The organism is Flagellimonas allohymeniacidonis (assembly GCF_004296335.1).
In the GTDB taxonomy this organism is placed as follows: domain Bacteria; phylum Bacteroidota; class Bacteroidia; order Flavobacteriales; family Flavobacteriaceae; genus Flagellimonas; species Flagellimonas allohymeniacidonis.
Window position 1 is genome coordinate 691,226 of sequence record NZ_SGIU01000001.1, and the last position, 23,943, is coordinate 715,168.

Annotated in this window: 20 protein-coding genes; 11 read left to right on the top strand and 9 right to left on the bottom strand. The window is 43.2% G+C overall.

Annotated elements, in window-relative coordinates:
• The first annotated feature begins 6 nt into the window (after window positions 1-6).
• Together treF and EW142_RS03065 are read left to right on the top strand one after the other, a co-directional pair.
• Window positions 7-1,584, top strand: a complete 1,578-nt coding sequence (treF, locus tag EW142_RS03060; protein WP_240740146.1) for an alpha,alpha-trehalase TreF — start codon at window positions 7-9, stop codon at window positions 1,582-1,584.
• A 75-nt stretch (window positions 1,585-1,659) separates the two neighbouring features.
• Window positions 1,660-2,754 (top strand): DUF2652 domain-containing protein, encoded by a 1,095-nt coding sequence (locus tag EW142_RS03065; RefSeq protein ID WP_130609489.1) that lies wholly within the window; start codon window positions 1,660-1,662, stop codon window positions 2,752-2,754.
• Here the strand turns inward: EW142_RS03065 and EW142_RS03070 are convergent.
• Complete coding sequence (locus EW142_RS03070) at window positions 2,751-3,074, bottom strand: ArsR/SmtB family transcription factor (RefSeq protein WP_130609491.1); 324 nt, start codon at window positions 3,072-3,074, stop codon at window positions 2,751-2,753. The genes EW142_RS03065 and EW142_RS03070 overlap by 4 nt on opposite strands.
• On the bottom strand, window positions 3,064-3,489 hold the full coding sequence (locus EW142_RS03075; RefSeq protein WP_130609494.1) for an SRPBCC family protein: 426 nt from the start codon (window positions 3,487-3,489) through the stop codon (window positions 3,064-3,066). Before EW142_RS03075 ends, EW142_RS03070 begins: the two co-directional genes overlap by 11 nt.
• A 181-nt stretch (window positions 3,490-3,670) precedes the next feature.
• On the opposite strand from EW142_RS03075, the gene EW142_RS03080 reads away from it, so the two are divergent.
• From EW142_RS03080 to EW142_RS03095, 4 genes are all read left to right on the top strand, one after another.
• Entirely contained in the window at window positions 3,671-4,714 is a 1,044-nt protein-coding gene (locus EW142_RS03080; RefSeq protein WP_165395212.1) for a helix-turn-helix domain-containing protein, read from the top strand.
• Between the two features lie 97 nt (window positions 4,715-4,811).
• Entirely contained in the window at window positions 4,812-6,260 is a 1,449-nt protein-coding gene (locus EW142_RS03085) for a M61 family metallopeptidase (RefSeq protein WP_130609499.1), read from the top strand.
• 155 nt (window positions 6,261-6,415) lie between these two features.
• Window positions 6,416-9,664 (top strand): VPS10 domain-containing protein, encoded by a 3,249-nt coding sequence (locus EW142_RS03090; RefSeq protein WP_130609502.1) that lies wholly within the window; start codon window positions 6,416-6,418, stop codon window positions 9,662-9,664.
• Window positions 9,665-9,670: 6 nt separating this feature from the next.
• Entirely contained in the window at window positions 9,671-10,318 is a 648-nt protein-coding gene (locus tag EW142_RS03095) for a class I SAM-dependent methyltransferase (protein ID WP_240740147.1), read from the top strand.
• Window positions 10,319-10,328: 10 nt separating this feature from the next.
• Here the strand turns inward: EW142_RS03095 and EW142_RS03100 are convergent, their stop codons facing one another.
• Window positions 10,329-10,841 (bottom strand): hypothetical protein, encoded by a 513-nt coding sequence (locus tag EW142_RS03100; RefSeq protein WP_130609505.1) that lies wholly within the window; start codon window positions 10,839-10,841, stop codon window positions 10,329-10,331.
• 145 nt (window positions 10,842-10,986) lie between these two features.
• Here EW142_RS03100 and EW142_RS03105 point away from each other — a divergent pair, with 145 nt between their 5' ends.
• Window positions 10,987-11,787: a hypothetical protein gene (locus EW142_RS03105; RefSeq protein ID WP_130609508.1), complete on the top strand. Its 801-nt coding sequence runs from the start codon at window positions 10,987-10,989 to the stop codon at window positions 11,785-11,787.
• Between the two features lie 70 nt (window positions 11,788-11,857).
• Here EW142_RS03105 and EW142_RS03110 read toward each other — a convergent pair whose 3' ends face one another.
• From EW142_RS03110 to EW142_RS03120, 3 genes are read right to left on the bottom strand one after another with little or no spacing between them, the layout of a single operon-like run.
• Complete coding sequence (locus EW142_RS03110) at window positions 11,858-14,020, bottom strand: xanthine dehydrogenase family protein molybdopterin-binding subunit (protein ID WP_130609511.1); 2,163 nt, start codon at window positions 14,018-14,020, stop codon at window positions 11,858-11,860.
• A 4-nt stretch (window positions 14,021-14,024) separates the two neighbouring features.
• The gene (locus EW142_RS03115) at window positions 14,025-14,510 is read right to left on the bottom strand and encodes a (2Fe-2S)-binding protein (protein ID WP_130609514.1); all 486 of its coding nucleotides are present in this window, start codon (window positions 14,508-14,510) and stop codon (window positions 14,025-14,027) included.
• 13 nt (window positions 14,511-14,523) lie between these two features.
• A complete protein-coding gene (locus EW142_RS03120; protein ID WP_130609517.1) occupies window positions 14,524-15,135 on the bottom strand; it encodes a hypothetical protein in 612 nt (203 codons plus the stop codon).
• 129 nt (window positions 15,136-15,264) lie between these two features.
• Between EW142_RS03120 and EW142_RS03125 the strand changes: the two genes are divergently transcribed.
• Window positions 15,265-16,107, top strand: a complete 843-nt coding sequence (locus EW142_RS03125; RefSeq protein WP_130609519.1) for a dienelactone hydrolase family protein — start codon at window positions 15,265-15,267, stop codon at window positions 16,105-16,107.
• Between the two features lie 152 nt (window positions 16,108-16,259).
• A complete protein-coding gene (locus tag EW142_RS03130; protein WP_130609522.1) occupies window positions 16,260-17,063 on the top strand; it encodes a universal stress protein in 804 nt (267 codons plus the stop codon).
• Window positions 17,064-17,097: 34 nt separating this feature from the next.
• On the opposite strand, the gene EW142_RS03135 is transcribed toward EW142_RS03130, so the two are convergent.
• Window positions 17,098-19,329 (bottom strand): carbohydrate binding family 9 domain-containing protein, encoded by a 2,232-nt coding sequence (locus tag EW142_RS03135; protein WP_205783214.1) that lies wholly within the window; start codon window positions 19,327-19,329, stop codon window positions 17,098-17,100.
• Window positions 19,330-19,371: 42 nt separating this feature from the next.
• Window positions 19,372-20,730 (bottom strand): helix-turn-helix domain-containing protein, encoded by a 1,359-nt coding sequence (locus EW142_RS03140; RefSeq protein ID WP_130609525.1) that lies wholly within the window; start codon window positions 20,728-20,730, stop codon window positions 19,372-19,374.
• 245 nt (window positions 20,731-20,975) lie between these two features.
• On the opposite strand from EW142_RS03140, the gene EW142_RS03145 reads away from it, so the two are divergent.
• Complete coding sequence (locus tag EW142_RS03145) at window positions 20,976-21,836, top strand: DPP IV N-terminal domain-containing protein (protein ID WP_130609528.1); 861 nt, start codon at window positions 20,976-20,978, stop codon at window positions 21,834-21,836.
• 59 nt (window positions 21,837-21,895) lie between these two features.
• Complete coding sequence (locus tag EW142_RS03150) at window positions 21,896-22,717, top strand: hypothetical protein (RefSeq protein WP_130609531.1); 822 nt, start codon at window positions 21,896-21,898, stop codon at window positions 22,715-22,717.
• 52 nt (window positions 22,718-22,769) lie between these two features.
• Here the strand turns inward: EW142_RS03150 and EW142_RS03155 are convergent, their stop codons facing one another.
• Window positions 22,770-23,918 carry a phosphatidylserine decarboxylase gene (locus EW142_RS03155; protein WP_130609533.1) on the bottom strand — a complete coding sequence of 383 codons (1,149 nt, stop codon included), beginning with the start codon at window positions 23,916-23,918 and terminating at the stop codon, window positions 22,770-22,772.
• Window positions 23,919-23,943 lie beyond the last annotated feature (25 nt).

Here is a 23,943-nt window from a genome sequence, read left to right on the forward strand (position 1 = left end):
ATGAAAATGAAAAAGTGGTCTATCGGCCTATTGGTCGTCCTTTTCCTTCTAAGCTGCAAACAAAAAGAAGTTGTATCCGCGGATATCGCCCTGTATGAAACCCAATTTTTCAAGGACATTCAGCTTCAGGCCATTTTTAAGGATTCTAAAACCTTTGTGGATTTAGTACCTAAAGAACATGCTTCCGTCTTGGAGTCCAAGTACCTTTCCGAAAAGGACAAACCAGAATTTGACCTTGCCCAATTTGTTGCTGATAACTTCGAGGATAAATCCATGAAGGCCCTTGAATTTAAAACCGATACCACAAAAACGATGTACGAGCATATCACCTCCATGTGGGATAAACTGACACGTGGACCTGATAGTTTGATTCCGAATTCCACAAGAATCCCCTTGCCCCATAAATATGTGGTTCCAGGAGGTCGGTTTCAGGAGATCTATTATTGGGACAGTTATTTTACCCTGGAAGGATTGGTAGTGGATGGGAGAGAAGACTTGGCCAAGAATATGGTTGATAATTTTAGCTTCCTTATCGATTCCATCGGATTTATTCCCAATGGAACACGTGATTATTACCGCTCTAGAAGCCAACCTCCTTTTTACGCCCTGATGGTGGATGCCGTTTCAAGAAATGACAGCACAGTACTTGCCAATTACCTACCACAACTTTTGAAAGAATATAACTTTTGGATGGGCTCGGAAGGTGAACTCCAACCCAACAAAGCCAATCGACATGTTGTCCAATTGGGTTCTGGGGCAGTATTAAACCGATATTGGGATAAAGAAAATACACCCCGCCCAGAGGCGTACAAGGAAGATATCCATCTGGCAAGCGGTGCGGCCAATGATTCACTGCAAAAAACTCTTTACAATCATTTGAGATCAGGGGCAGCATCGGGATGGGATTTTAGCTCCCGCTGGTTCGGAACCAAAGGTGAATTCAATTCCACGGAAACAGCGAATATTTTACCGGTGGATTTGAACTGTTTGTTATTCTTTCTGGAGAATACAATTTCGAAGGCGTATGACTTAAAAGGAAATCAGGAAGAAAGTGATGCTTTTGCCCAAAAGGCAAATCAAAGAAAAGAAGCTATTGAATCTCTTTTTTGGAATGAGGAAAATGGCTTCTTCCATGACTATAATTTCAGTAAGGGAGGCTTGACCAATGAGCTTTCTTTGGCGGCTGCCTTTCCGCTATACTTTGAATTGGCCTCTGCTGAGCAAGCAAACCGTGTAAAAGATGTTCTTATGGAAAAATTCTTGAAGGATGGAGGACTAGTGACCACTTTGGAACATTCAGGGCAGCAATGGGATGCCCCCAATGGATGGGCTCCGTTGCAATGGATTGCGGTTAAAGGACTTTTAAACTATGGGCATGAGGAAGAGGCTAAAGAAATTATGACTCGCTGGTTGGCGCTGAATGAAAGAGTTTACAAAAACACTGGGAAGATGATGGAGAAATACAATGTTGAGGATCTTTCATTGCTTTCTGGTGGAGGAGAGTATGAAACCCAAGATGGGTTTGGTTGGACCAATGGTGTGGCCCTTGGATTCAAACAGATGTTAGATGACATGGAGGATTAGGTCTTCATCTTATTTTACATAGTAAGGTTATTGCTGGAAATTCGACTCAGTTTTCATACCATCATCAATCAATAAATGGCAAAATCCCTATTGTTCATTCCAGATATCTCTGGATATACGAAGTTCATTCAAACTACTGAAATTGAGCATAGTCAGCACGTTATTTCCGAGCTTTTGGAAGTGTTGATAAGTGCAAACACCCAAGGTTTACAGCTTGCAGAAATAGAGGGCGACGCTTTATTTTTTTATAAGGAGAATACTATTCCATCACAGGAAAACCTTTTGGCACAGATCGAGGCTATGTTCACGGCATTTTATAGCCACCTAAAATTGTTGGAGCAACACCGCATCTGTCCATGTAACGCCTGTGCCACGGCACCTAATCTTGAATTAAAAATCATTGCGCATACCGGTAATTTGACACATATAGAAGTTCAAGGAAATCGCAAACCTTTTGGTGAACAGGTTATTGAGGCGCATAGATTGCTCAAAAATTCGGTGGATAGCGATAATTATGCCCTAATCAGTAGAAAGCTTGCCTTGGAAATTCAACTTTCACCGTATTATTCCAGCAAAGTTTTCCGGTTTCGTCAAGGTTCGGACCAGTATGATGACCGAAATATGGAATACGTATATTCTCTGATTGATACGGAAACCTTGCATCTTAAAGCACCTGAAGAATTGCAAACAGTCAGTTTTGACCATCCTCCCCAGCTTACAAGCTCAAAAGAATTTCCGATTTCTGCACCTCAATTGTTGGAATATATTACCAACTATTCATACCGGGATTATTGGGTGAAAGGCGTTGATAAATTTGACTATAATGAAAATGAGGTCACACGTCTGGGAACCAAGCATACCTGTGTGGTCAACGGTAAGAATCTCGATTTTACCACGATAACCAAAGAGGCAGAGGAAGGGAACTTGATTTATGGGGAAATCACAAAGAGCCCTCCAATTGTAGACGAGTTGTATCAGTTTTTTGTAATTACACCATTGGGAGAAAATAGGTGTAGACTAGAACTACAAAACTATTGGAAAGCCAAATCTCCTATAAAAAAAATACTGATTTCTTTAGTGGGCAAAAAGTCCTTCAAAAAAGGAATGGAAAAAGCTCTTCAGGGCTTACATCAGTTTATCACCAATAAAGATTCTGGAGTTTCCCCTTAGGAAGGCTGGTCCAAATAAGTCCCCAGATTGTTCAACGAATCGTCCCAGAAACGCTCGTAGAATTTCAACCAATGGTTGACCTCTTTCAAAGGTTCAGCATCCGCAAAGCAATAGCGTTCCCGCCCTTTTGAGTTGATATGAATAAGCCCAGCATCTTCAAGCGTTCTCAAATGTTTGGTAACACCCTGTCGACTTATCTGAAATTGACCCGAAATCTGTGTGATGGGCATTGCAGCCGAAGCAACCACCAAGGCATGAAAAATTTCACGCCTGGTGGGGTCGGCTATGGCTTTTAAAACCCTTGTGATTTTATCCTGCATGTACCTCTTCCGTTAAATACCCAGCAAGAAGTGACACGCAGTTGTCCCAACCTCCGTTGAAACTTTCAAACATTTCCACTGCAGATTCTGCAGGGTAATTTGCTATTCCTGAATGCTCCAAATACAACTTGGTTTTGCCTTCCAATTCTTGTAGCTCCCATTTTACCGTGGTCTCCGTATCGGTATCCTGTACTACCCATGTGTAGACCAAGGTGTAAGGGTCGGCTTGTTTTACGGTCCCGGTAATAGGAACACAACCCTCTTCCTTAGAGGTAAAGGTATATTCATAGCCAACTTCGGCTTTAAAATCCGCCTGAATAAACCAACTTGAAATTTCCTCGGCTTTGGAAATGGCATTCCAAACCTTGTCAATGGAATGGTTAAATACTTTTTCTTTTTGAATTACATTTTTCATGACTGTTCGTTTATTTTAGATTAATATGCAACTATATGGTTGCAAATATAAACAACATTTTTTAATACGCAACTATTCGGTTGCTTTTTAAATTTGAAAATCTTTGTAACGTCCCTAGCATAGAATCGTCTATCAGTAAACGGCAATGATGGACGTTGAGATACTCAAAGATATATCCCTAATGGCGAATACAATAGGGGCAGGGAATTGTTTTCTGCTGGCTGTTTCCTACTTACGAATGACAAATTCAGGTAAAGCGCACAACATAGGGATGCTTTCTGTGCTGTTTTTTATTATTGGAATGGTAATCTTGAATACGGTTCTCAATTTCGCGGATTACAAGGGTCTTGTTTACGGATTTGAACCTATTACCAATGCTTTGACTTTTGCGATAGCACCGGTTTTGTATTTATACATTCGGTCTCTTAGCTTTCAAAATCAAACTGTTGGATTGAATTCAAAACACCTGATACATTTTTATGTTTTCCTATCAATTACAATGGTTGCCTTGTTATTTCCTGAAAGTTCGGCTGGAATTTTCAGCAGCGAAATCATCAATGGTAAGGTTATGATACCCTTATGGAATCTACATTTTCTTTGCTATTTGGGAGCCTCCTATCTCCTCCTTCAAAAAAATGACAATACAAAAAACAAACAGCCAAAATTTATTTTCTGGAGTATAGCATTCATTTGGGCCCTCAATTTGCTTTTCTACCTGTTTAGGACTTTCGTGCACGGGCTTCCCAATCTCCTTTACCTAAATATTACTTTGCTTTTTACCGCGGTAATGCTTTGGTTTTCTTATGCAAGGCTTGTGGTTTACAATAAAAGTGAATCGCTAAGAATTCGCAACATCCAAAATGGGAATAAACAATTGATGAATCTTAACTTGGAATCCATCGTTGCTGATATTTTGAAGAATCAATATTATCGTAATCCAGAATTGAATATTCGAAGGCTTTCCCGAGAACTTGATATTCCATATCACGAACTTAGCACCTTGATCAATAGCACATACCACAAGAACTTTAATGAGTTCATCAACGGATTTCGAATCAAGGAGGTTGAGGAAGCATTGAAATCAGGAGAGCACACTTCGCTTACAATTATGGGTATCGCCCAAAAAGCGGGTTTTAGGTCAAGCTCAGCCTTCTATTCCGCTTTTAAAAAAGAAAAAGGAACCACCCCAAAGGCTTTTATCGCACGCCACTGTCATTCCGCTTAGACTTTGTTCGGATTTGCAAAAGTGGACATCTCTCATTATCAAAATGTCGTTTAATTGGATAGTATTGTGCTACTATTCATCAATTAAATCCGACAAAATGAAAATTTCATTTAAACTATTTCTGCTGATGATGTTTATCATGGGCATCATCAAAGCAAAGGCACAACATCAATATCAGGTAGTTGTGGAGAATCCAAACACCATACGTGTGAATGCGACACTCTTGGTTCAAGGAAAGGAATTGCATCTGCCCATAATGTCTGCCGATAACCTTCCTGACGGTCCAGCAGCACTTATTAAAAATATACAGTTGACAGATTCAAATGGGAATCAAGTTAAAGTGGAGAGTTCCAAAAACAATGGAAATTATTTCACCTGGCAAATGGAGAAAACGGCTACTAAACTCAACCTTCAGTATGAAATAGATATGAAACATGACCAATACAAATGGCCATTTGGAGTAGAGGAGATTTCCTATAGAACGGAAGAAGGTTTTATGATTGTCGGGCGCTATCTGTTTATTGTTCCCAATTTTGGCGAAGAAGATCGCTACGCAGTAGATTTCGAGTTACCAAAAGCCTGGTCTGTCAGTAGCCCATGGAGTACAGATTCAACGTTTCATTTTTCAGAATTGAGTGGCAGTGAACTCCGTGACAATGTATTGTTTGTAGGCACGCATAGGGAAGAAGCAGTAACGGTCGGACCAACGACCTTGCGATTGGTTCTTGGGCCAAGTCTTCAAGAAGACAAGGCAACCATTCTCAGTTATCTCCGACCCAACATGGAGGCAATCGGAACTCTATTTGGAAGTGCCCCAAAAAGCTCCTACCTCGTTGTTATGCAAGAAGGACCTATAGCCGGTGGCGCTTTCAACCAAAGCTACAGTATGTTGGTGGAAAAGCCCATTAATAAGGCATCTTCAGCTTTGTGGGGACACGGTATGATCCACGAAACCTTTCATTTATGGAATGGACGGGGTCTAGTTCCCGAAACCCAAATGGAATGGTTTAAGGAAGGTGTTACTGAATATCTGAGCATTCAAATCCAATCAAAAACCAAATCCCTGCCTAGAAAAAATGTAGAAAAAAAATTGGAGAATGCCTATCGTCGATATTTTCTTGCTACCATGATGGGACAATCCAGTTCTTTACAGGAAGCAGGCAACAACAAGCATCAAAATCGAATGAAGATTTATGGTCTTGGGACTTTCTTTGCTTTCATTTTGGATATTGAAATCAGACATGCCAATCAAAATTCAAAAGGTCTGGATGAAGTAATGCGCTTGATGTATCAGGAAATGGCTATAAAGGAAGAAAGATATACCTTGGAAGACGTGAAACGCTACGTTAATATTGTAGCGGGCAAAAATCTGGATACCTTGTTTGAATCCTACGTTACGGGTACAAAGCCATTGAATGTCAATATGCATTTGAAAAAAGGGGGTATGCTATTGAGCACCATGTTTGACGAGGCTTATCTGGACTCTGACCCGCAATCAAGTTCGTTTGGAAAATCAATTCAAAACGCCGTTTTGGGCTGGAATTAAGGTCGAGATGAAGATTGGTGAGGTTTAGAAGAAGGCACTGAAATTTTGTTGGCAGTTGCCCTGAGAAAAGAATCATTTTATTTCACATTTCATTTAGATATTACGACTAGTGTTTTGGTTATCTTACGGTGCTAATTCAACCAAAACTGACACAGATGATTCGTTCTTTCAAAACTTGTTTTGCCTCATTTCTTATTGTTTTACTTTGTTCAACCACCTACGCCCAAAAACCTGACTCTACTACTTTCAAAGGTCTTAAATTTAGAACTTTGGGTCCTGCACTGACCTCTGGTCGTATTGCAGATATTGCCATCCATCCCAAAAATGAAAGTGTATGGTATGTGGCTGTGGGTTCAGGAGGAGTCTGGAAAACTATCAACGCTGGTACCACTTGGGAACCCATTTTCGATAAGCAAACGTCTTACTCCATTGGTTGCGTGACCATAGACCCCAACAATCCAAGTACGGTATGGGTAGGCACTGGAGAAAATGTCGGTGGTCGCCATGTAGGTTTTGGTGATGGCATTTATGTGAGCCATGACGAGGGAAAAACTTGGAAAAACATGGGCTTAAAAGCCTCAGAACATATTTCTAAAATCATGGTCCACCCATCCAATTCCAATATCATTTGGGCTGCTGTGCAAGGTCCCCTTTGGAGCAAAGGAGGGGAGCGGGGGCTATACAAGTCCATCGATGGCGGAAAAACTTGGAACATAACATTGGGGAATAACGAGTGGACCGGGGTTACCGATATTGTTATGGACCATACCAACCCAGATGTACTGTATGCGGCCACATGGGATAGACACAGAACAGTTGCCGCCTATATGGGAGGCGGACCCGGGTCAGGAATTCACAAAAGTGTTGATGGCGGAGAGACATGGTCCAAATTGACCAATGGCATACCTAAATCCAACTTGGGTAAAATTGGATTGGCCTTATCACCCTTTAATAATGAGGTTATTTATGCGGCCATTGAATTAGATCGCAAAAAAGGGGGCGTATTTATTTCAAGAAACCAAGGAGCCTCATGGACCAAACAATCCGATGCCGTTTCTGGGGGTACAGGCCCACATTATTATCAAGAGCTATACGCCTCCCCACATCAAGAAGGCAAACTTTACCTGATGAGCAACTACGTTCAGGTATCTGATGACCATGGAAAGCATTTTGAACAAATGAATGAGGATAAAAAGCATGTGGACAGCCATGCCATGGCCTTTAAAAAATCAGACCCCAATTATGTGCTCTTTGGAACTGATGGTGGGCTTTACGAATCCTATGATCTAACAAAAACATGGCGATATTTTAGAAACTTGCCGGTAACACAGTACTATAAGGTGGCTGTGGATGATGCGGAGCCTTTTTATCATATTTATGGCGGAACTCAGGATAATGGTTCTCATGGAGGACCATCACGCACCAAAAGCAAAGCTGGAATATTAAGTCAAGATTGGTGGATAACCTTGGGAGCGGATGGTCATCAGTCCGCAACGGAGCCAGGTAATCCAGATATTACTTATGGAGAATTTCAACAAGGATGGTTGTGGAGAATTGACCAAACCACAGGTGAGACGGTCTTTATACAGCCGCAGCCCAAAGCAGGTGAACCACATGAACGGTTCAATTGGGATGCTCCCATTTTAGTGAGCCCACACAAGCCGACGCGATTGTACTTTGCATCGTATCGTGTTTGGAAATCTGAAAATAGGGGGGATGATTGGACTGCTATCAGCGGAGATCTTACAAGAAATGAAGAGCGTCTCGAATTGCCCATTCTGGGCAAAAAGCAAAGTTGGGACAACCCTTGGGACGTTGGGGCCATGTCCAACTACAACACCATTACTTCTTTGGCCGAATCCCCAATCCAAGAAGGGTTGATCTATGCGGGTACCGACGATGGTATTCTTCAGGTATCGGAGGATGGTGGAAGCAATTGGCGTAAAATTATGTTGGGGAACATCAAAGGCGTACCCAATAGAGCTTTTGTCAATGATGTACGCGCCGATTTGTTTGATGCCAATACCGTTTATTTGGTGTTGGACAACCATAAGGAAGGAGATTACAAACCCTATCTTCTTAAAAGTAGCGATCGAGGCAGAACCTGGAATTTTATGAATGGTAACCTTCCAAAAACACTACTGACTTGGCGCGTGGTTCAAGACCATGTGAAAAAAGATTTGTTGTTTGCTGCAACAGAATACGGTGTCTATTTTACCAATAACGGAGGTTCCAATTGGATGCCACTAAAAGGAGGATTGCCTACCATTTCTTTCCGGGATATCACCATTCAACGAAGAGAAGATGACTTGGTTGGGGCATCATTTGGAAGGGGTTTTTATGTATTAGATGATATTTCCCCATTAAGGGAATTCAATTCAAGCACCATGTCCACTCCAACCTTGTTTAAAGTGAAGCCGACCTATTGGTATGTGGAAAAAGATGAAGTCTATGGTCAGGGGAATGCAGAATTTGCTGGAAAAAACCCAGCATTTGGAGCTACATTCACGTATTTCCTTCCAGATAAATTAAAGACTATTAAGGATACACGTAAGGAGCGGGAAAAGGAATTGAACAAGCAGAAAGCCAATATTCCATTTCCGGGATGGGATGTATTGGACGAAGAGAAAAATCAGGAGAAGCCCAATATTGTGCTCATGGTTAAGGACGCCAATGGGAATTTGGTAAACACCGTAAACGGTACAAACAAAAAAGGGTTCAATAGAGTGGCCTGGGATTTGACCTATGCCAGCAGAACGGGCATACCTTTAAAAAAGCCCAAAGGTGACGATAGCTTTTTTAGCTCGCCCTTTCAAGCGACACCGGGAAATTATACAGTCGAACTGAACCAATGGGTCGACGGAGAGTTAAAATCGCTATCCACACCACAAAGCTTTGAGGTAAAAAGACTCTCAACCGGGGCTTTGCCGCCCAAACCTGTTGAGGAAATTGTTGCTTTCCGTACTGAATTTCAAAAATTCAGTCAAGATTTGATGGCTACAAACAAAGTATTGGAAAAGAGCATGGCAAAAGTGGACGCCATGAAAAGGGCCTTCAAGCAAGCACAACGACCTAGTGCAGCTTTGGCTTCGAACATTTATAAAGCTGAGAAATTGTTGCAATCCCTAAAAACTAGCCTAAAGGGTAGCGGAGCTAAAAATGAAGTAGGGGAGCGCAATCCACCTTCTCCGGAAGATGGCTCATTTATTGGATACGTCGGTCTTGGAAATACGTATGGCCCTACGGGAAATCAGAAGGCGGCCATGGCTAGGGCCAAAAATCAATTGCAAGAAATCAAAAAAGAACTTAACGCCGTTGCAAATACTACCCTGCCTGGTCTAGAAGCAAGTTTAAAGGCAGCAGGGGCACCATGGATAGAGGGACAGGGACTCATTAACGATTAATACTATATGAATTTGAAACAAATAGGGCTTATGTTGGGCCTTCTGGTATCCATCCAGATTCAAGCACAATACTCCGCATACGATTGGGAAGATAGGGACACATGGATGAAGACTACATCACTTTTGGCTAAGGCAGGAGTTGAAATTGGTGATTCAGTCGCCGATATCGGATGTCACGAAGGCTATTTGTCCATGCATTTGGCCCGAAAGGTCTCCACTAGCGGTAGGGTGTATTCTGTGGATGTAAGAGACGACCGTTTGGCCACCTTGAGGAGGAATGCGAATGACAGAGGATTTACCAATATTGTGACCATACTAGGGGACTATGACGATCCCAAATTACCGGATAATACGCTAGACCACGTTTTTGTGATTGATACCTATCATGAAATAAGAGCACACAAAAAAGTACTTGGCCATATTCGAAAAGCCTTAAAGAAAGGTGGTGGTTTAATGGTCATGGAAAAACTGAAGAAAAAGGTGCGTGGGAAATCCCGGGAAGATCAAGTGGATGCCCATTCACTATCTATGGGCTATGTAAGGAAAGAACTGGAATTAGCTGGGTTTGAAATCGTAGATCAAATCAACGATCATGGTCTTTGGGAGCGGGAAGCAGACAAACAAATGTGGGTTCTTTTTGCGATAAAACCTTAGGGTACTTAGGTTATTGCGCCCTTCTTTGGTAGACATAGCTTTGGATACCAGGTAAATCTTGACCAATTTGGTTAAAAAGACGATCCCCTGATATGGTAAGGAAACTTAAAGCAGCATTTCCGCCAAAACCAACTGCGGACTGGTCTGCAAACCATGTTCCGGTTCCTATGACGGTTTCTGAGCAGTCAATATTAAATTGGTCCCCGGTAATTGGGGTTATCGTCAAATCAGTTTGTTCCAGGGTCCAAACAAAATCTCCATCAATCAGCAAAGTTCCTGAAATACAATCCAACTCATTCATCAAATTAGAGGAAGCTGTTCCATCATTATTCAAATCTTGACCTGGATTAATGTTGACTTCGACCAAATCCCATAACCCGATAACATCAAAGTTCAAGGGGTCAGCATCTTCCACGCCATCGTCGACATTGCAGGAAAGGATGGTGAGCAAGAAGGTACATCCCCACAGTAGTTTACAATTCTTCATCGCTTTTTTTCGCAATTTATATAGAAGTTGTTCCATATTCCAAAAGGTTGCTTTAAAATCCCTTCCATTTAAAACGGAAAAAACCTGTTTCACCTTATACGTTGGTCGATAATTCAGCGAACTTCATACTAAAGATGTTCCTTTTTCGTTTCAGAAGCATAACCCCAATACCCCACGTATTATGAACAAGCTATTGAGAAAAATACCAACACTACTTGTTTTAGGAACACTAATGGTCTTAACTCAGGCCTGTAGCGAAGATGCAGAGCCAGTAGGCGGTGATATTGAATTGTCCCAAACCGAACTTCAAACCATTCTTGATGTAGATGATGCGGCAGGAGTAGCCGACCAGGCATTGACCGAATTATTTGCCAATAGTGGCGCTGCCACCAAAGGTTTGTCCTTAACCCAAAAGAATGATTGCTATTCTGCGGAATATTCACAATCTGGTTTTGTGGCTACATTCAACAATTGTGTGCTCAACGGTACTGATAATGTAAATGGAACTTTAATAGTGACCTACGAAGTTGGGAACGAATCCGCAGCATTTACCGCTACCTATCAAGATTTCTTTGTTGGAACCTTAAAGATTAATGGGACTCGAAGCTATACGCTTACAGCAAACGCAGAGCAAAATGCTTTTTTCTTTAATGTAACCAGCGAAATTTCGGTAGAATTTGAGGATGGTAACGTCATTTCAGAAAATGGAACAAAAACCTTTGGACTTATTTTCGGTGATACCATAGAAACCACGTCGTTTACATTATCCGGATCTTGGACCGTGACCGCCAATGGAAATACCTACGCTATTGAAAGCGACGAGGACCTTGAAGGAAACTTTGGCTGTGAGCACTTCACTTCCGGAAGCATGGATGTAGAGAAAAACGGATTGACCGTTAATGTTGATTTTGGAGATGGAGAATGTGATGACAAGGCAACTCTGACATATCCCAATGGTGCCACTGAAGAACTAACACTATAAAAAACATTGCTGAAGAAGAAACAAAAAGCACCGAGAAATTCGGTGCTTTTTTTATGCGATGTGGTTACCCCTAGGCCTGCAAGGGCATAGCGGTCAAGCGTTCCCCTGTTAAGCGGTACACTGCATTGGCAATGGCTGCACCTATGGGCCCCAGGGGAGGTTCTCCCACAGGACCCGGTTTGTCAATACCTTGCAACAACACCACATCAATTTCTTTGGGGGCATGTTTCATTAATGCCATTTGATACGGTCCGTAAATGGTTGGTGAAAGTTCGCTATTTCTTATTTCCATTTTTTCAAATAGGGATGCACTAATACCCATAATGATAGAACCCTCACACTGGGCTTTTACTTGATCCGGATTTACCGCTACTCCAGGGTCCATGGCACAGGTCACCTTATGCACTTTGATTTTTCCATTTTTCAGGGACACTTCGGCTACTTGGGCGCAGGGGGTGCCTGCATCCGTTGATGCTGCAAATCCCATAGCTCTTCCATCAACTATTTCATCGGTGTAGTTCGCTTTGACCGCTGCTGCTTGGATAACAGCTTTAAGTCGCGTTCCTGCCTCATCATCTTGGATATGTGCCAACCGGAATGAAACAGGGTCTTTTCCTGATTTAACAGCCAACTCATCCATAAAGGACTCCCAAGCAAAAGTATTGGCCAACAGCCCTAAACTTCGCCACCAACTGGTCGCAAAGGGGAGCTCCACATGCCATGATACTGTTCTTATATTGGGAATGGCGCTATATTGACAAAATCCACCGCGAATGGCTCCTACATCAGCTCCCAAAATGGAATGTACAAAACCAGGAAGTAGAGGAGAATCTATAGCCACATCCCCACTTGAGAAGTCGTGGCGAATGGCCTTGATCATTCCTGACTCATCCAGATTTGCCTTTAAAACATGATGGGTAGGGGGACGGAACATATCATGTTGGAACTCCTCCTTCCTTGAGAAGCAATACTTTACGGGTTTTCCTACAATTCTGGACATCACAGCCGCTTGAACTGCGTGGGGTGTATGCAAACGTCGTCCAAATCCGCCGCCCAAATAGGTTGGAACAATATTCACTTGCACTTCATCAAAGCCTAAACGCTTGGCAACTTCCTTTCGAGTGAGATTGACCACCTGAGTCGATATGTGTATGGTCGCTTTATCACCATTTACGTAAGCCAAAACCCCGTTGGGTTCAATTTGGGCGTGGGCTCCAATTGGACTTGAAAATTCCATTTCAATAACTTCACTAGAATCATCAATATCACTTCCTTCTTTCTGAATTAATGACGCATTGCCTTCACCTACTTGAAGTATTGCTTGAATCTCTTCTGAACTCCAATCCCGTTCAACGGACCAATCGACTTTAATGGCCTGCTTTGCATTTTCTGCTTCGCTATAAGATCGGGCAACCACCCCAACAAAGTCTTCCTCCTGGATAATCTGAACCACCCCTGGCATACTCTCTGCTGCCGAAGTATCTGAGCTTACGAACGTGGCCCCAATCTTATCGGGTCGCACTACCGCGCCATAAAGCATATCGGGCATTTCAGCATCCAATCCAAAGATGGGGTCGCCAAAAACCTTGGCTTCCAAATCGATGCGTGCAATGGGCTTACCTATAAACTTGTACTCTTTCAAATCGCGAAGGGGAGGAGTGTTAGGCACTTCCCATTCGGTAACATCTTTTACTGCATCTGCATAGGTAATGGAATTACCTGCAGCGGTCAACTGCGCATTTTCCGAAGAAATCTCATTCACTGAAACTCCCAGTTTTTTAGCTCCTTCGACCTTAATCATTTCTCGCATGGTCGCTGCCAATTCGCGAAGGGGTTGCCACAAACCGGCTACGGAAGTACTCCCTCCAGTACTGAAAGTGTCGATATTTCCCGTATCTGTTTGGGCGTGCACAATTTGGATTTGATTCATGCTCACATCCAGTTCATCTGCAGCCATCTGGGCAAGACCGGTAAAGGTTCCTTGCCCCATTTCTACCTTGGGGGAATGCAAAATTATTTGATTGTCCGATGTGACCTCAAACCAAATCATGGGCTCCATACCGCTCCCCATATAGGCCATATCCATAGAATTGGCATAGGCCAGAATATTTCTTCGAATGGGATTTCGGAAAAGATAGGTGCCCACGGCCAATACACCCAGAGTACCCAATCCACCACGCACCAAAAACTTTCGTCGTGATACTTTCTTTCCTTTTTTATTGGTCTTGCTCATAATCTTAGGAATTGATGGGGTCAATGGATTCAGCTTTGATCTGCGCGGCTTTGTGGATGGCCTTTCGCATACGGTAATAGGTACCACAACGGCATACGTTAATAATATTTTTGTCGATATCTTCATCGGTAGGTTGGGGAATCTTTTCCAAAAGTGCAGCTGTGGCCATCATAAAGCCAGGTTGGCAATATCCGCATTGGGGAACAATTTCCTCAATCCATGCTTGCTGTACAGGATGGGGATTTTCCTTGTTTCCCAAACCTTCGATGGTGGTAATGGACTTACCTGCCGCAAACTTCACAGCATATGAGCAGGAGCGTACCGCCTCACCATCAATAAGCAGGGTGCAGGCGCCACAGGCGGCTTTTCCACAACCAAATTTGGTTCCTTTGTGGTTCAACATATCCCGAATGACCCAGAGCAAGGGAGTATTCCCATCCTCGATATCCATAGATTTTGCTTGGCCATTTATTTGAAATGATATCGTCATACAATTATGTTTTTTATTCTGAGGGAATTACTGCCCCGTTCTCGAACCATTCTTTTACAGCGGCGATGTATTCATCTTTCGGAACGGGAGGTACTTCTCTTAAATTTCCATTGGCATCCAGACCCGGGTTCCAGGCCCAAAGCACTAATTCATGCTCGGTAAGGTGGTGCAAGGTTTCTTCTGGAGTTCTCCCGCCATTTCGTTCAGCATCCATCATGGATTTCGCGATTTCAACTCGACTCAAGCCCTCCCATTTCATTTTATCTGGGGCCAGAGACCATTCTGGTGCACCTGGAACACCTGAATAATCATTGTTTTCCGATTGGTGACAGGTCGCGCAGTTCGTAGCCTGGTAGCCCATATTTTCATCACCACGGGTTATTCCAAAATAATGCGGGTGGCTATCAGCTCCCTGCTTTGGAACATTGTCATTGGGGTGACAGTTTACGCAGCGCTCGTGGGTAAGCACCTGCATCATTTTATCAAAGGCTTCTGAACTTGAAGCGTTCTCAACCGAATCGGTTTCCGATACATAATACGTGTTATACCCTGTGCTGGAAGCGAGGCCAAATCCGAAGATTACAAGGCCGAGAAAAAGCAGGGAGAAATGAAGTCTTTTTTTCATGGTCAGTGGAATCGTAATTGCGGGCTTATTAAAGATAATTGGTTTTTATTGAACTTCAAAGCCACACACAACCATCGACAAAATTGCATTACAATGGTTATCTTTAAGTCTATCTTAAAACTTATAGAAATGAAACGACTGACCGCTTTTATGCTTTGCCTCCTTGTAATTGGTATGGCTTCCTGTAAACAAAAATCCGAAAGCAAGACCGCAGAAGAAATAGAGGCAGAGGAACTTCCCGCCAAAGTGATGGGGCAGGAGGTAACCTATGCCACCGACTCCACCAATTTAAAAGGTTATATCGCAGTTAATGAAAATATTGAGGGGAAACGCCCCGGCGTTCTTATCGTTCACGAATGGTGGGGCCATAACGATTATGTTCGCGAACGGGCCGATATGTTGGCTGAAATGGGCTATACGGCTTTTGCAGTGGACATGTACGGCGATGGAGTGCAAGCGAATCACCCTGATGACGCTGGTAAATTCGCCATGAGTGTGTTTAACAACCTCCCTGAAGCCACGGCGCGCTTTAATGCCGCTTTAGAACTTTTAAAATCCCAAGAATCTGTGGATCCTGAAAAAATTGCAGCTATTGGGTATTGTTTTGGCGGAAGTGTGGCCCTGACCATGGCCAACACAGGAGCGGATTTGGATGCTGTAGCTGCTTTTCATAGTGGAGTACAACTTCCGGTAATGCCAAGTAATGACTTAAAAGCCAGGGTTTTAGTTTGCAACGGTGCTGCTGACCCCTTTATTGCTGAAGAATCCGTGGAGGCTTTTAAAAAGGCGATGGATTCGGTAGGGGCGAATTACGAATATGTTTCCTATCCTGATGTAAAACATAGTTTTACCAGCAAGGCTGCCGATGCCAATGCTGAAAAATTTGGACTGCCCTTGGCTTACGATGCTGACGCCGACACAAAATCTTGGGCAAGCCTACAAAAACTTTTCGAAGAGGTTTTTTGGAACTAGAAACGGCGGAAATCAACAAAAAAAGGCTCAAAAGCTCCTTTTTTGTTGGGTTTTACTAATCAAAAGTTAAACTAATAAAAGGTAATGGTATTCGTATTATCTTTAGAAACAACCTTTCAGTAAGTATTCTTAAACGCCTAAACCTAAAGACTATGGATACCAATACTGCAATACCCAAGTATTTTATTTCTGTTTTGATGGACTCGTCCAAGGCTTCGCATACAGCCTTGACCAATGCCGTGCAATTGGCCAAAACCCTTGGCGGAAGGGTAGAGGTCTTCTACGCTAAAGCCCCTACAGATGTTGTAAAGTTTGATAATCAATTGTCTGCCATGCGCGCCATTCACGAGGAAAACCGTAGCTCGAAGAATCGCATAAAGAATGAAATCAAGGCCATCAGTCAGGAAGAAGGGCTTCCCATTTCTGTAAAAACGGGCTATGGGAATCTAAAAACGGCCGTCAAGGATTATGTGAATAGCCAAACCCCAGACATTATCGTACTGGGTCGGCGAAAATCCAAAGTGACGGGTTTTTTGACCGATGGAGTAACCGACTTTGTCATCAATGAATGCCCATCACATGTGTTGATTTTGGGAGAGGACGATAAATTTCATTCGTTTGCTAACATTTCTCTCGGCGTATTTGGAAATACCTTAGAAGAAAAAGACTTTGAAATCGTGAACGACCTCAAAAACAATAGTAGCAAACCCGTTCGGTTGTTCAATATAAAAAGCGAAGAAGGCACCCAAGAACTCGAAAGTAAGCTACAGCAAACGGTGAGTTATGTGTTTTCGGAAGGTGCCAATGCCATTGATGGTTTGACCTCTTACGTAAAACGGACCAAAACAGAGCTTTTCTGTATGCCCAAAAGAACAAAGGGCAAAGGGTTTGGCGCAAATTCTACCAAGCAGGTGATGCGAAAGTTGGACGTTCCCATATTGATTATGGCCGGTTAGATTGCCAGTATATTCCTTTTGATAAATTACTTGACTAGTTCAACAAGTCGAAGCGATGGGTGTATTTAATAGTCAAAACCTGATTGTTTAAAAAATCGAGGTCGTTGTCGTCCTTGACGATATTGAATACGACAAACAAACCGGTATTGGCATTCTGTAACCATCCAAATCGAGCATTGACCGAGGTGATTTCTGACACATTGTTCCGTTGTATCAAACTCTGCAAAAAGATACGGGGGGTAAAAGAGTAGGCAAGGCGAAGTCCCCCAACGAGGGCAGTCGTATTACCGGTGTCCAACTGAATATCGTTATGACTCATGATGAGAGAGGAGACAAACTTATCGCCAATTCTGAAATTGGCCGTACCACTGTTGGAATAGCGCATACCATTAAAATACCCCCCAATAAAGGTTCGGGTACTGACCGAAAAAGCATTATTGGGATTGGTGATCAAAATAAACTGTAACTCCTCGTTCGTATAATTCCCCACGGGAACCGTCACATTGGAGATATCAAACGGCTGCAATACCCGCTCTTGTGTAAAATTAATACCCGTATGGATTTCAAATCCGCTATTGAACTCCCAGTGATTGTCCACATGCAGGAAGCCGGTAATCTGCTGACCTTCAAAATTCCAGTAGCCTCGGTAGGAGACGTGGGGTCGAATCTCCAACAGTTTGCCCACGTTCTTCACCCGATGCGCCTTAAAAATGAGGAATTCAGGCTTCTTAAATGCGGTTCGCTGCAAAAAGCCCACTTCGGGATTGAACCCTGGAGCCACTTCTGTATAGCCCGCCCGTAGATTCCAGCCGTCCCAATCGTAGTTGGCCAAAAATTTGAAGGCGTGGTCTTTTTCATCGGTGTTCGGGGTGTTACTGCTCGCTACAAATCCTGAGATTTCGGCCTTGTTCCCGATGCCCCATTTGCCGTCCACGGCAAAAACACGGTTGTAGTCGTCATCAAGACCTTCGAGTCCCTGACGGTTGACAAAAATGCCACCCATAGAACTACGGGAGTTGCCAAAATTATGGTTCACACGGGCCACGGAGAAGTTGTTTTGCGTGAACCCAATTTCATCCACATCCTCTGTGAACATGCTCAGGAGGCCAACATTGGTCTGACCCACTTTTCCAGAAACCCTTGCACCCCCAAGGATAGGCACCAAGCTTCCATCATCATTGATTCCGATGCGCCGACTAAAGAACAAATCGACCTCCCCAGGACTTCCTACTGTAAATTGCCCTGCATTTTCAAGGAAAAAAGCCCGCTTTTCTGGAAAAAATAGGTTGAATCGGTCCAAATTTACCTGTTGGTCGTCCACTTCCACTTGGGCAAAATCGGTGTTATAGGTCAAATCCAAAGTAAGGCTAGGGGTGATGCTATATTTTACATCAACACCCACCTCTACATCCGATTCAATATCATCATCTTCCGTATTGGCCTCATCTCTAACGAATCGGGTAAGACCATAGGGAATCAATTTTAAATTCCCGGGAGTTTTAAGGTTGAGCCCTGTTAATTTTCCGGCCAAGGAAAGGCGCTTCATATCGAAACCCAATGGGAGGGAGGTCCAATAGGCCGTTTCAGTATTCTTGCTGATGTTCCGGCGAAAATTTAAGCCCCACATTTTGTTATCTCCGGCAGCAAAGCGCAGCGAACGTAGGGGAATAGCAAACTCGGCACTCCAACCGTAATCGCCCATCTGTGTTTTTACGGACCAGGTGGCATCCCAATTTATATTGGTTCCCCCAATCACTCCACCTTGTTGGCGGTTCGCATTAAAATTACCTTTTCCTTCGTTATCAATTTGGGCATCGTACTCCATGCCCTGAGCATTGGTGCCAAAGAGAAAGCCGTTCTGCTGATCGTTGTAGGTGTCGATGATAAAGAGAAAACTGTCCTCATCGTTCAGGTCAGCATCACGCCGGGAATCGGATACCACCAATTTTTCAGGTTCCGTATCGTAACAGACCACGGCCACATAAAAAGTAGTTTTGCTATAGGCTACGCGTATCTCTGTTTTTTCGGAAACCGGGGCGCCGTAGGTAGGCCTCAACTGAATAAGGGGTTGGGCCAGGGGAACCGTCTCCCACAAAGCCTCTCGACGAATTTCGCCATCTACTTCTGGATCTTGCACTAAAAAAGTGGCTTGGTAATACGGCCGTTCAACGGAGCTGGTCGCTGTGGAATCTTGTTGGGAAAACAATACAGGGGAAACGAGCAAAAAGGCCATTAAGGCCCATAACTTGGACGAGAGTAATCCCATAAAGGTTGGTTATTAGTCACCTAAATATACAGTTCTTTTGAGCTAACTTCCCAATTCCTGTCTGATAAACTCTCTGGGGGTCATTCCCAGTTGTTTTCGAAAAGCGGCATTGAAGCTTGACTTGGATTTAAAACCAGATTGATTGGCGATTGCCTCAATGGTCAATTTTCGATTGTCCCGATCTTTTAGTTTATCTGTGACTTCATTGACACGATATTGATTTACAAAGTCATAAAAACTTATGCCCAATATACCGTTGAGAAGTGCACTTAGCTGTTTTGGGTTTAAGTCCAGGGCATGGGCCAAGCGATCTAAACTGAGATTGGTATCCAGATATACCTTTTGATTTTCCATCACGTGATGCAACTTGTTCTTTAAAATTGAGAGGTCTTCAGAAGTCATTGCCATGCTTCCGTTAACAGTGGTAATGCCTTTGTTCAATAAAAAGAACTTGGAATTGGAGAACACTTCTGCACCCAACCATAATAGTACCAAGGCAAAAACCAACCAAAGTGGATTGTACGAAACCGTGGCGACCCCAAAATCATAAATCCAATAATTTATGAAGATCATAGCGCCCCAAACCACAAACGAAAGTGTGGTTCCGGCCAGAAACCGAATAGCCCAAGACACTAGGGTAGCATTTTTGCTGGGAAGCTCTTTCTTCCAAGATTGGAACAGGCGATAGGACAGAAAAATATAGATGAGTCCAAGCAAAACTGCTAAAATCTGCTCCCCATGGCTGTATTGAACCTCAAAGGGTGAAAACATGAACTGTAATTTCATGTGTTCTGGTGCCACCAACAAGAAGGTATAGTACAAAAAGGAAATTGCTGCGGGCACAAAATGAAACCAATAGGTCGGTTTCCATTTAAAAGGGTTTTCCAACAGGCTTTTTACATAGAGCCATATCAATGGCCCCAAAAGTAAAATGAACGATATGGGGATAAATAGACTTTTGTACGAATTGGTGAGGCTATAATTTACCGCGTAGAGCTGGTTTTTAAAGCCGTACAATGAAATGACCAGAATGATGCCTGCCAAAAAAACACTTAAGGATTTGCCCTTGAAGCTTTTGAGCAAAAAAAACAGGGACAACAGGATCCCCATGGCAAATACCGGGTAAATAAGTTTAGTGTACAATTGTCCTAGCATGCCAGCTTCCAAAAAGGGAGCAATCGTAGTATCGACCGTTTCCGAAAATCCACTGGAGGTTGGCACCAATTGCATTTGGCATTCTGGACATAAACCTGGTTCTGCAAATAAATGGGTGTCTTGGGCACAGCCACAGGGAGGGCATCGATACATGGTGTTTTCTAAGGTAGCTGGGTGGCCCTTCTGAATAGGATAGGTCCAAACCGATGCCAACATCAAACAAATGACCAAAAGTCTTTTTCCCATTTCAACCCTGTATTGAACCCTTAATCCTAAAAGTAGTAAATAGACTCCTAAAGATTCTGTTAAATATCGGAGCCTCTTGCTTTCCCTCCAATTTAAAAAGTTTCAGTTCGTATACATAAATGTACGTTTGGAAGATTCCATACAAATCCGCAATCGACAAGAACGGTGTTATCATCTTCGAATTATAATTTGATTCGGCAAAAGGGACAGCCTTAAAAACAAACGCTAACAAATTATATGTGAAAATGCGCTTTTACACCTTCATTTTAACAGTACTGTTGGGATACTCCTTAAGTTTTTCCCAAGTTTGGTCACCAGACGGCAATACCATTGCGTTCTTCTACATCCATGCGGTGGAAGACATTTATACGGTAGACAGCAATGGCCATAATTTTAAGGTATTGGAAGGCCACCCTGAGCGAGATTTTGCGCCGCGTTGGTCCCATGATGGAAAGCATATTTTGTTCACCTCAGTTCGTGATGGGCATCATGAAATCTACCGATTCAATAGGGAAGGGGCTGCCCTGAAAAAGCTCACCGAAAGTGAATTCAACAGCGAGGATGGCGACTATTCCCCTAATGGGAAATCTATTGTTTTTTCAAGTGACCGAACTGGCAATCAAGAGCTTTTTATCATGGATAGTGATGGGAAGAACCTAAAACAACTTACCCATTCCCCCGAGCTGGAAAGTACGCCGCGTTGGTCGCCCGATGGTTCAAAAATTCTTTTTAGAAGAAGTCCCGATAAGGATGCGGAAGCCGACCTGTTTACCCTGGATATCGATAGTGGGGAGCTGGTGCAATTGACCCATACGCCTGAAGGGGAGTTCCATCAAAGTTGGTCGGCGGATGGCAGTCAAATCTGCTTTGTAAAAGTAGTGGAGGGGGTCTTTGAAATCCATAGCATATCGGCCAAGGGAGGGGAGAGCAAAAAGTGGGTAAGCAAAGAGGGATTTCAGGCCTTCTACCCGAATTGGTCGCCCGATGGCTCCAAAATTGCCTTCACCCGGGATGTAAGTAAGGGCACAAAGCCAGGTCTACCTGCCCTTTTTATAGTGAATCGGGAAGGGGAGGAAAAAATGCTTTGTAACAAGAACAGTTTCTGAGGAAGCCCTAGCACTCTAAAAATATTATAAAACCGAGATAGATCAAAAAACGGACCGTCATGAAAAAAAACAAAGCTTTAACCCTTATTGTCTTTATTTTTCTAGCTTGTGCAAGCCATCAACAACTTAAGGCACAAGAAGATACCTACATTCATGTGGAGTATATAAAACTGCCTACAAACGCCTGGAACGATTACTGGACCCAGATGCAAGAAGTTTGGAAACCAACATATGAGGCCATGATACAAAAGGGTGAACTAAAGTCGTGGAAGCTCTTTTGGGTGCGCTTTCCGGCCGGGCAGGAGATTCCCTATGATATTGTGAACGTCACCTTTCACAAAGATTCTGTTGGCATGTCTAATAACAAGGTCTCCAGCTTTTTTACCAGCAAGCAGGAGGGGAGCACGCCCTATGCCGAGGCCACCATCAATTTGATGAACATCACCAATACGGTGAAGACCGAGACCTATCAAGTGGTGGAAGAAGCCCATGGAAGTTTTGAGCTGGATTCATTGGCAAAGACCAATCAAAACTATCAAATTGACTTTATGGACTCGGCACAAGAAAAGGCCGATGCCTATGTTCGCATGGAGGCCGAAGTATTTAAACCTATGCATCAGGTGGCCCTAAACGATGGCCGACTGAAAAGTTGGGTATTGTGCCGACGTACCAGCCAAGATGATGATGCCATACTACAGCGGTTTATGATTTTTAACCAATGGAGTTCGTGGGCCAATTGGCAATCTGCCGGTGGACTGCAGGATTTTCAAAAAGTAAACCCCAGTTTGGACCAAGAGGGCTTTAATGACATCTTTAGACGGATTGGACATTTACGACAAATGACCAAATCAGAAATGTGGACCATTTGGGATGAGCTTTGATAGCTTTTAATGTTTGCCCATAGGTCACAACACTTCACCAAAAATTTTATTTCTACTTCATGGGCGTCAATTTTCCTATTTGTTGGCCTTGTTTGACGTTCAACGAACTGAAGGCACCTTTTTGGAAAATAAGAAGTACGGTAGACCCGCCATAGGCAAAATAACCCACCTTGTCGCCTTTGTATATTTTCAGTGGCTTTGTGTCATCAACATATTTTAGGTGTTCCTCGAATACAACGGAACCTATGGTCTGCAGACCTATGGGAATCATGCCTATATATCCGTATTGTTCGGTTTTTATGACCAAGTAACCATGCCGGAAATTCTCGAAAACACTATAATCCTTGTTGTAGGCAACATTCCCATTGTTGATAATGTCTGGAATATCTGGCATCCCAAACAAAAGCTTGCCCACATCTTCCCGAGCCTCGACCACGGTACCTGATATGGGCGAATGATAGTGGTGGTAATTGTCGGGTTTGAGGAATACAGCCAGGGCAGTTCCTCCCACAAATTTTTCGGCATACTTCGAATCCTCCAATAGTGCATTCAGGTTGAGTGTCATTCTTCCCTTTGTAGGGATTTGGGTCTCCAGTTTTAGATCATTGTTGATCATATTGATTACGCCATCAGCAGGGGATACCAAAGCCGAATTGTCCGCAATCGCATCAACTTTACGGGCACCCGGTTTTAGGTCTCGTGTAAAGAAATGGTTGAACGATTTGAAACCCTCCAAGGGAACGGTGAAATCATCGTGGTCTATTGATTTATCCTCTAGCCACGTAGTGATTATTTTTGCAGATTCAGGACTGTCCATGTACTTTCCCCTTTCTTCAATGAAATCTAGGGACCAGCTATAACCAGGCTCATTCAGAATAAACTTCATGCCGTGAGGGTTGTGGTAGTAAAGCATGGAGAATTCAATGATTTTATCAAGTCCGTTCTTTGTGTTTGGGAGAAAATAGAACCATTCGTTCAGAAAAGCGTAGAGGTCATCAATTCCCTTATTTTTCCACGGATTGGCCGTTCCGTCGGGCATGTCCTGCAAGTTGGCGAACATTTCCTTTACCACGTTCCGGAACGCTGCATCCGACGCATATATTTCCTTAAGTTTTTTAACGGGGGGACAATCGTTTTGGGAATGGGCTACATTAATAAACAATAGCAGAGTCATGCCCAGTGTGAAGATTTTACGTTGCATAATATTTGTTTTTATTGGTAATGAG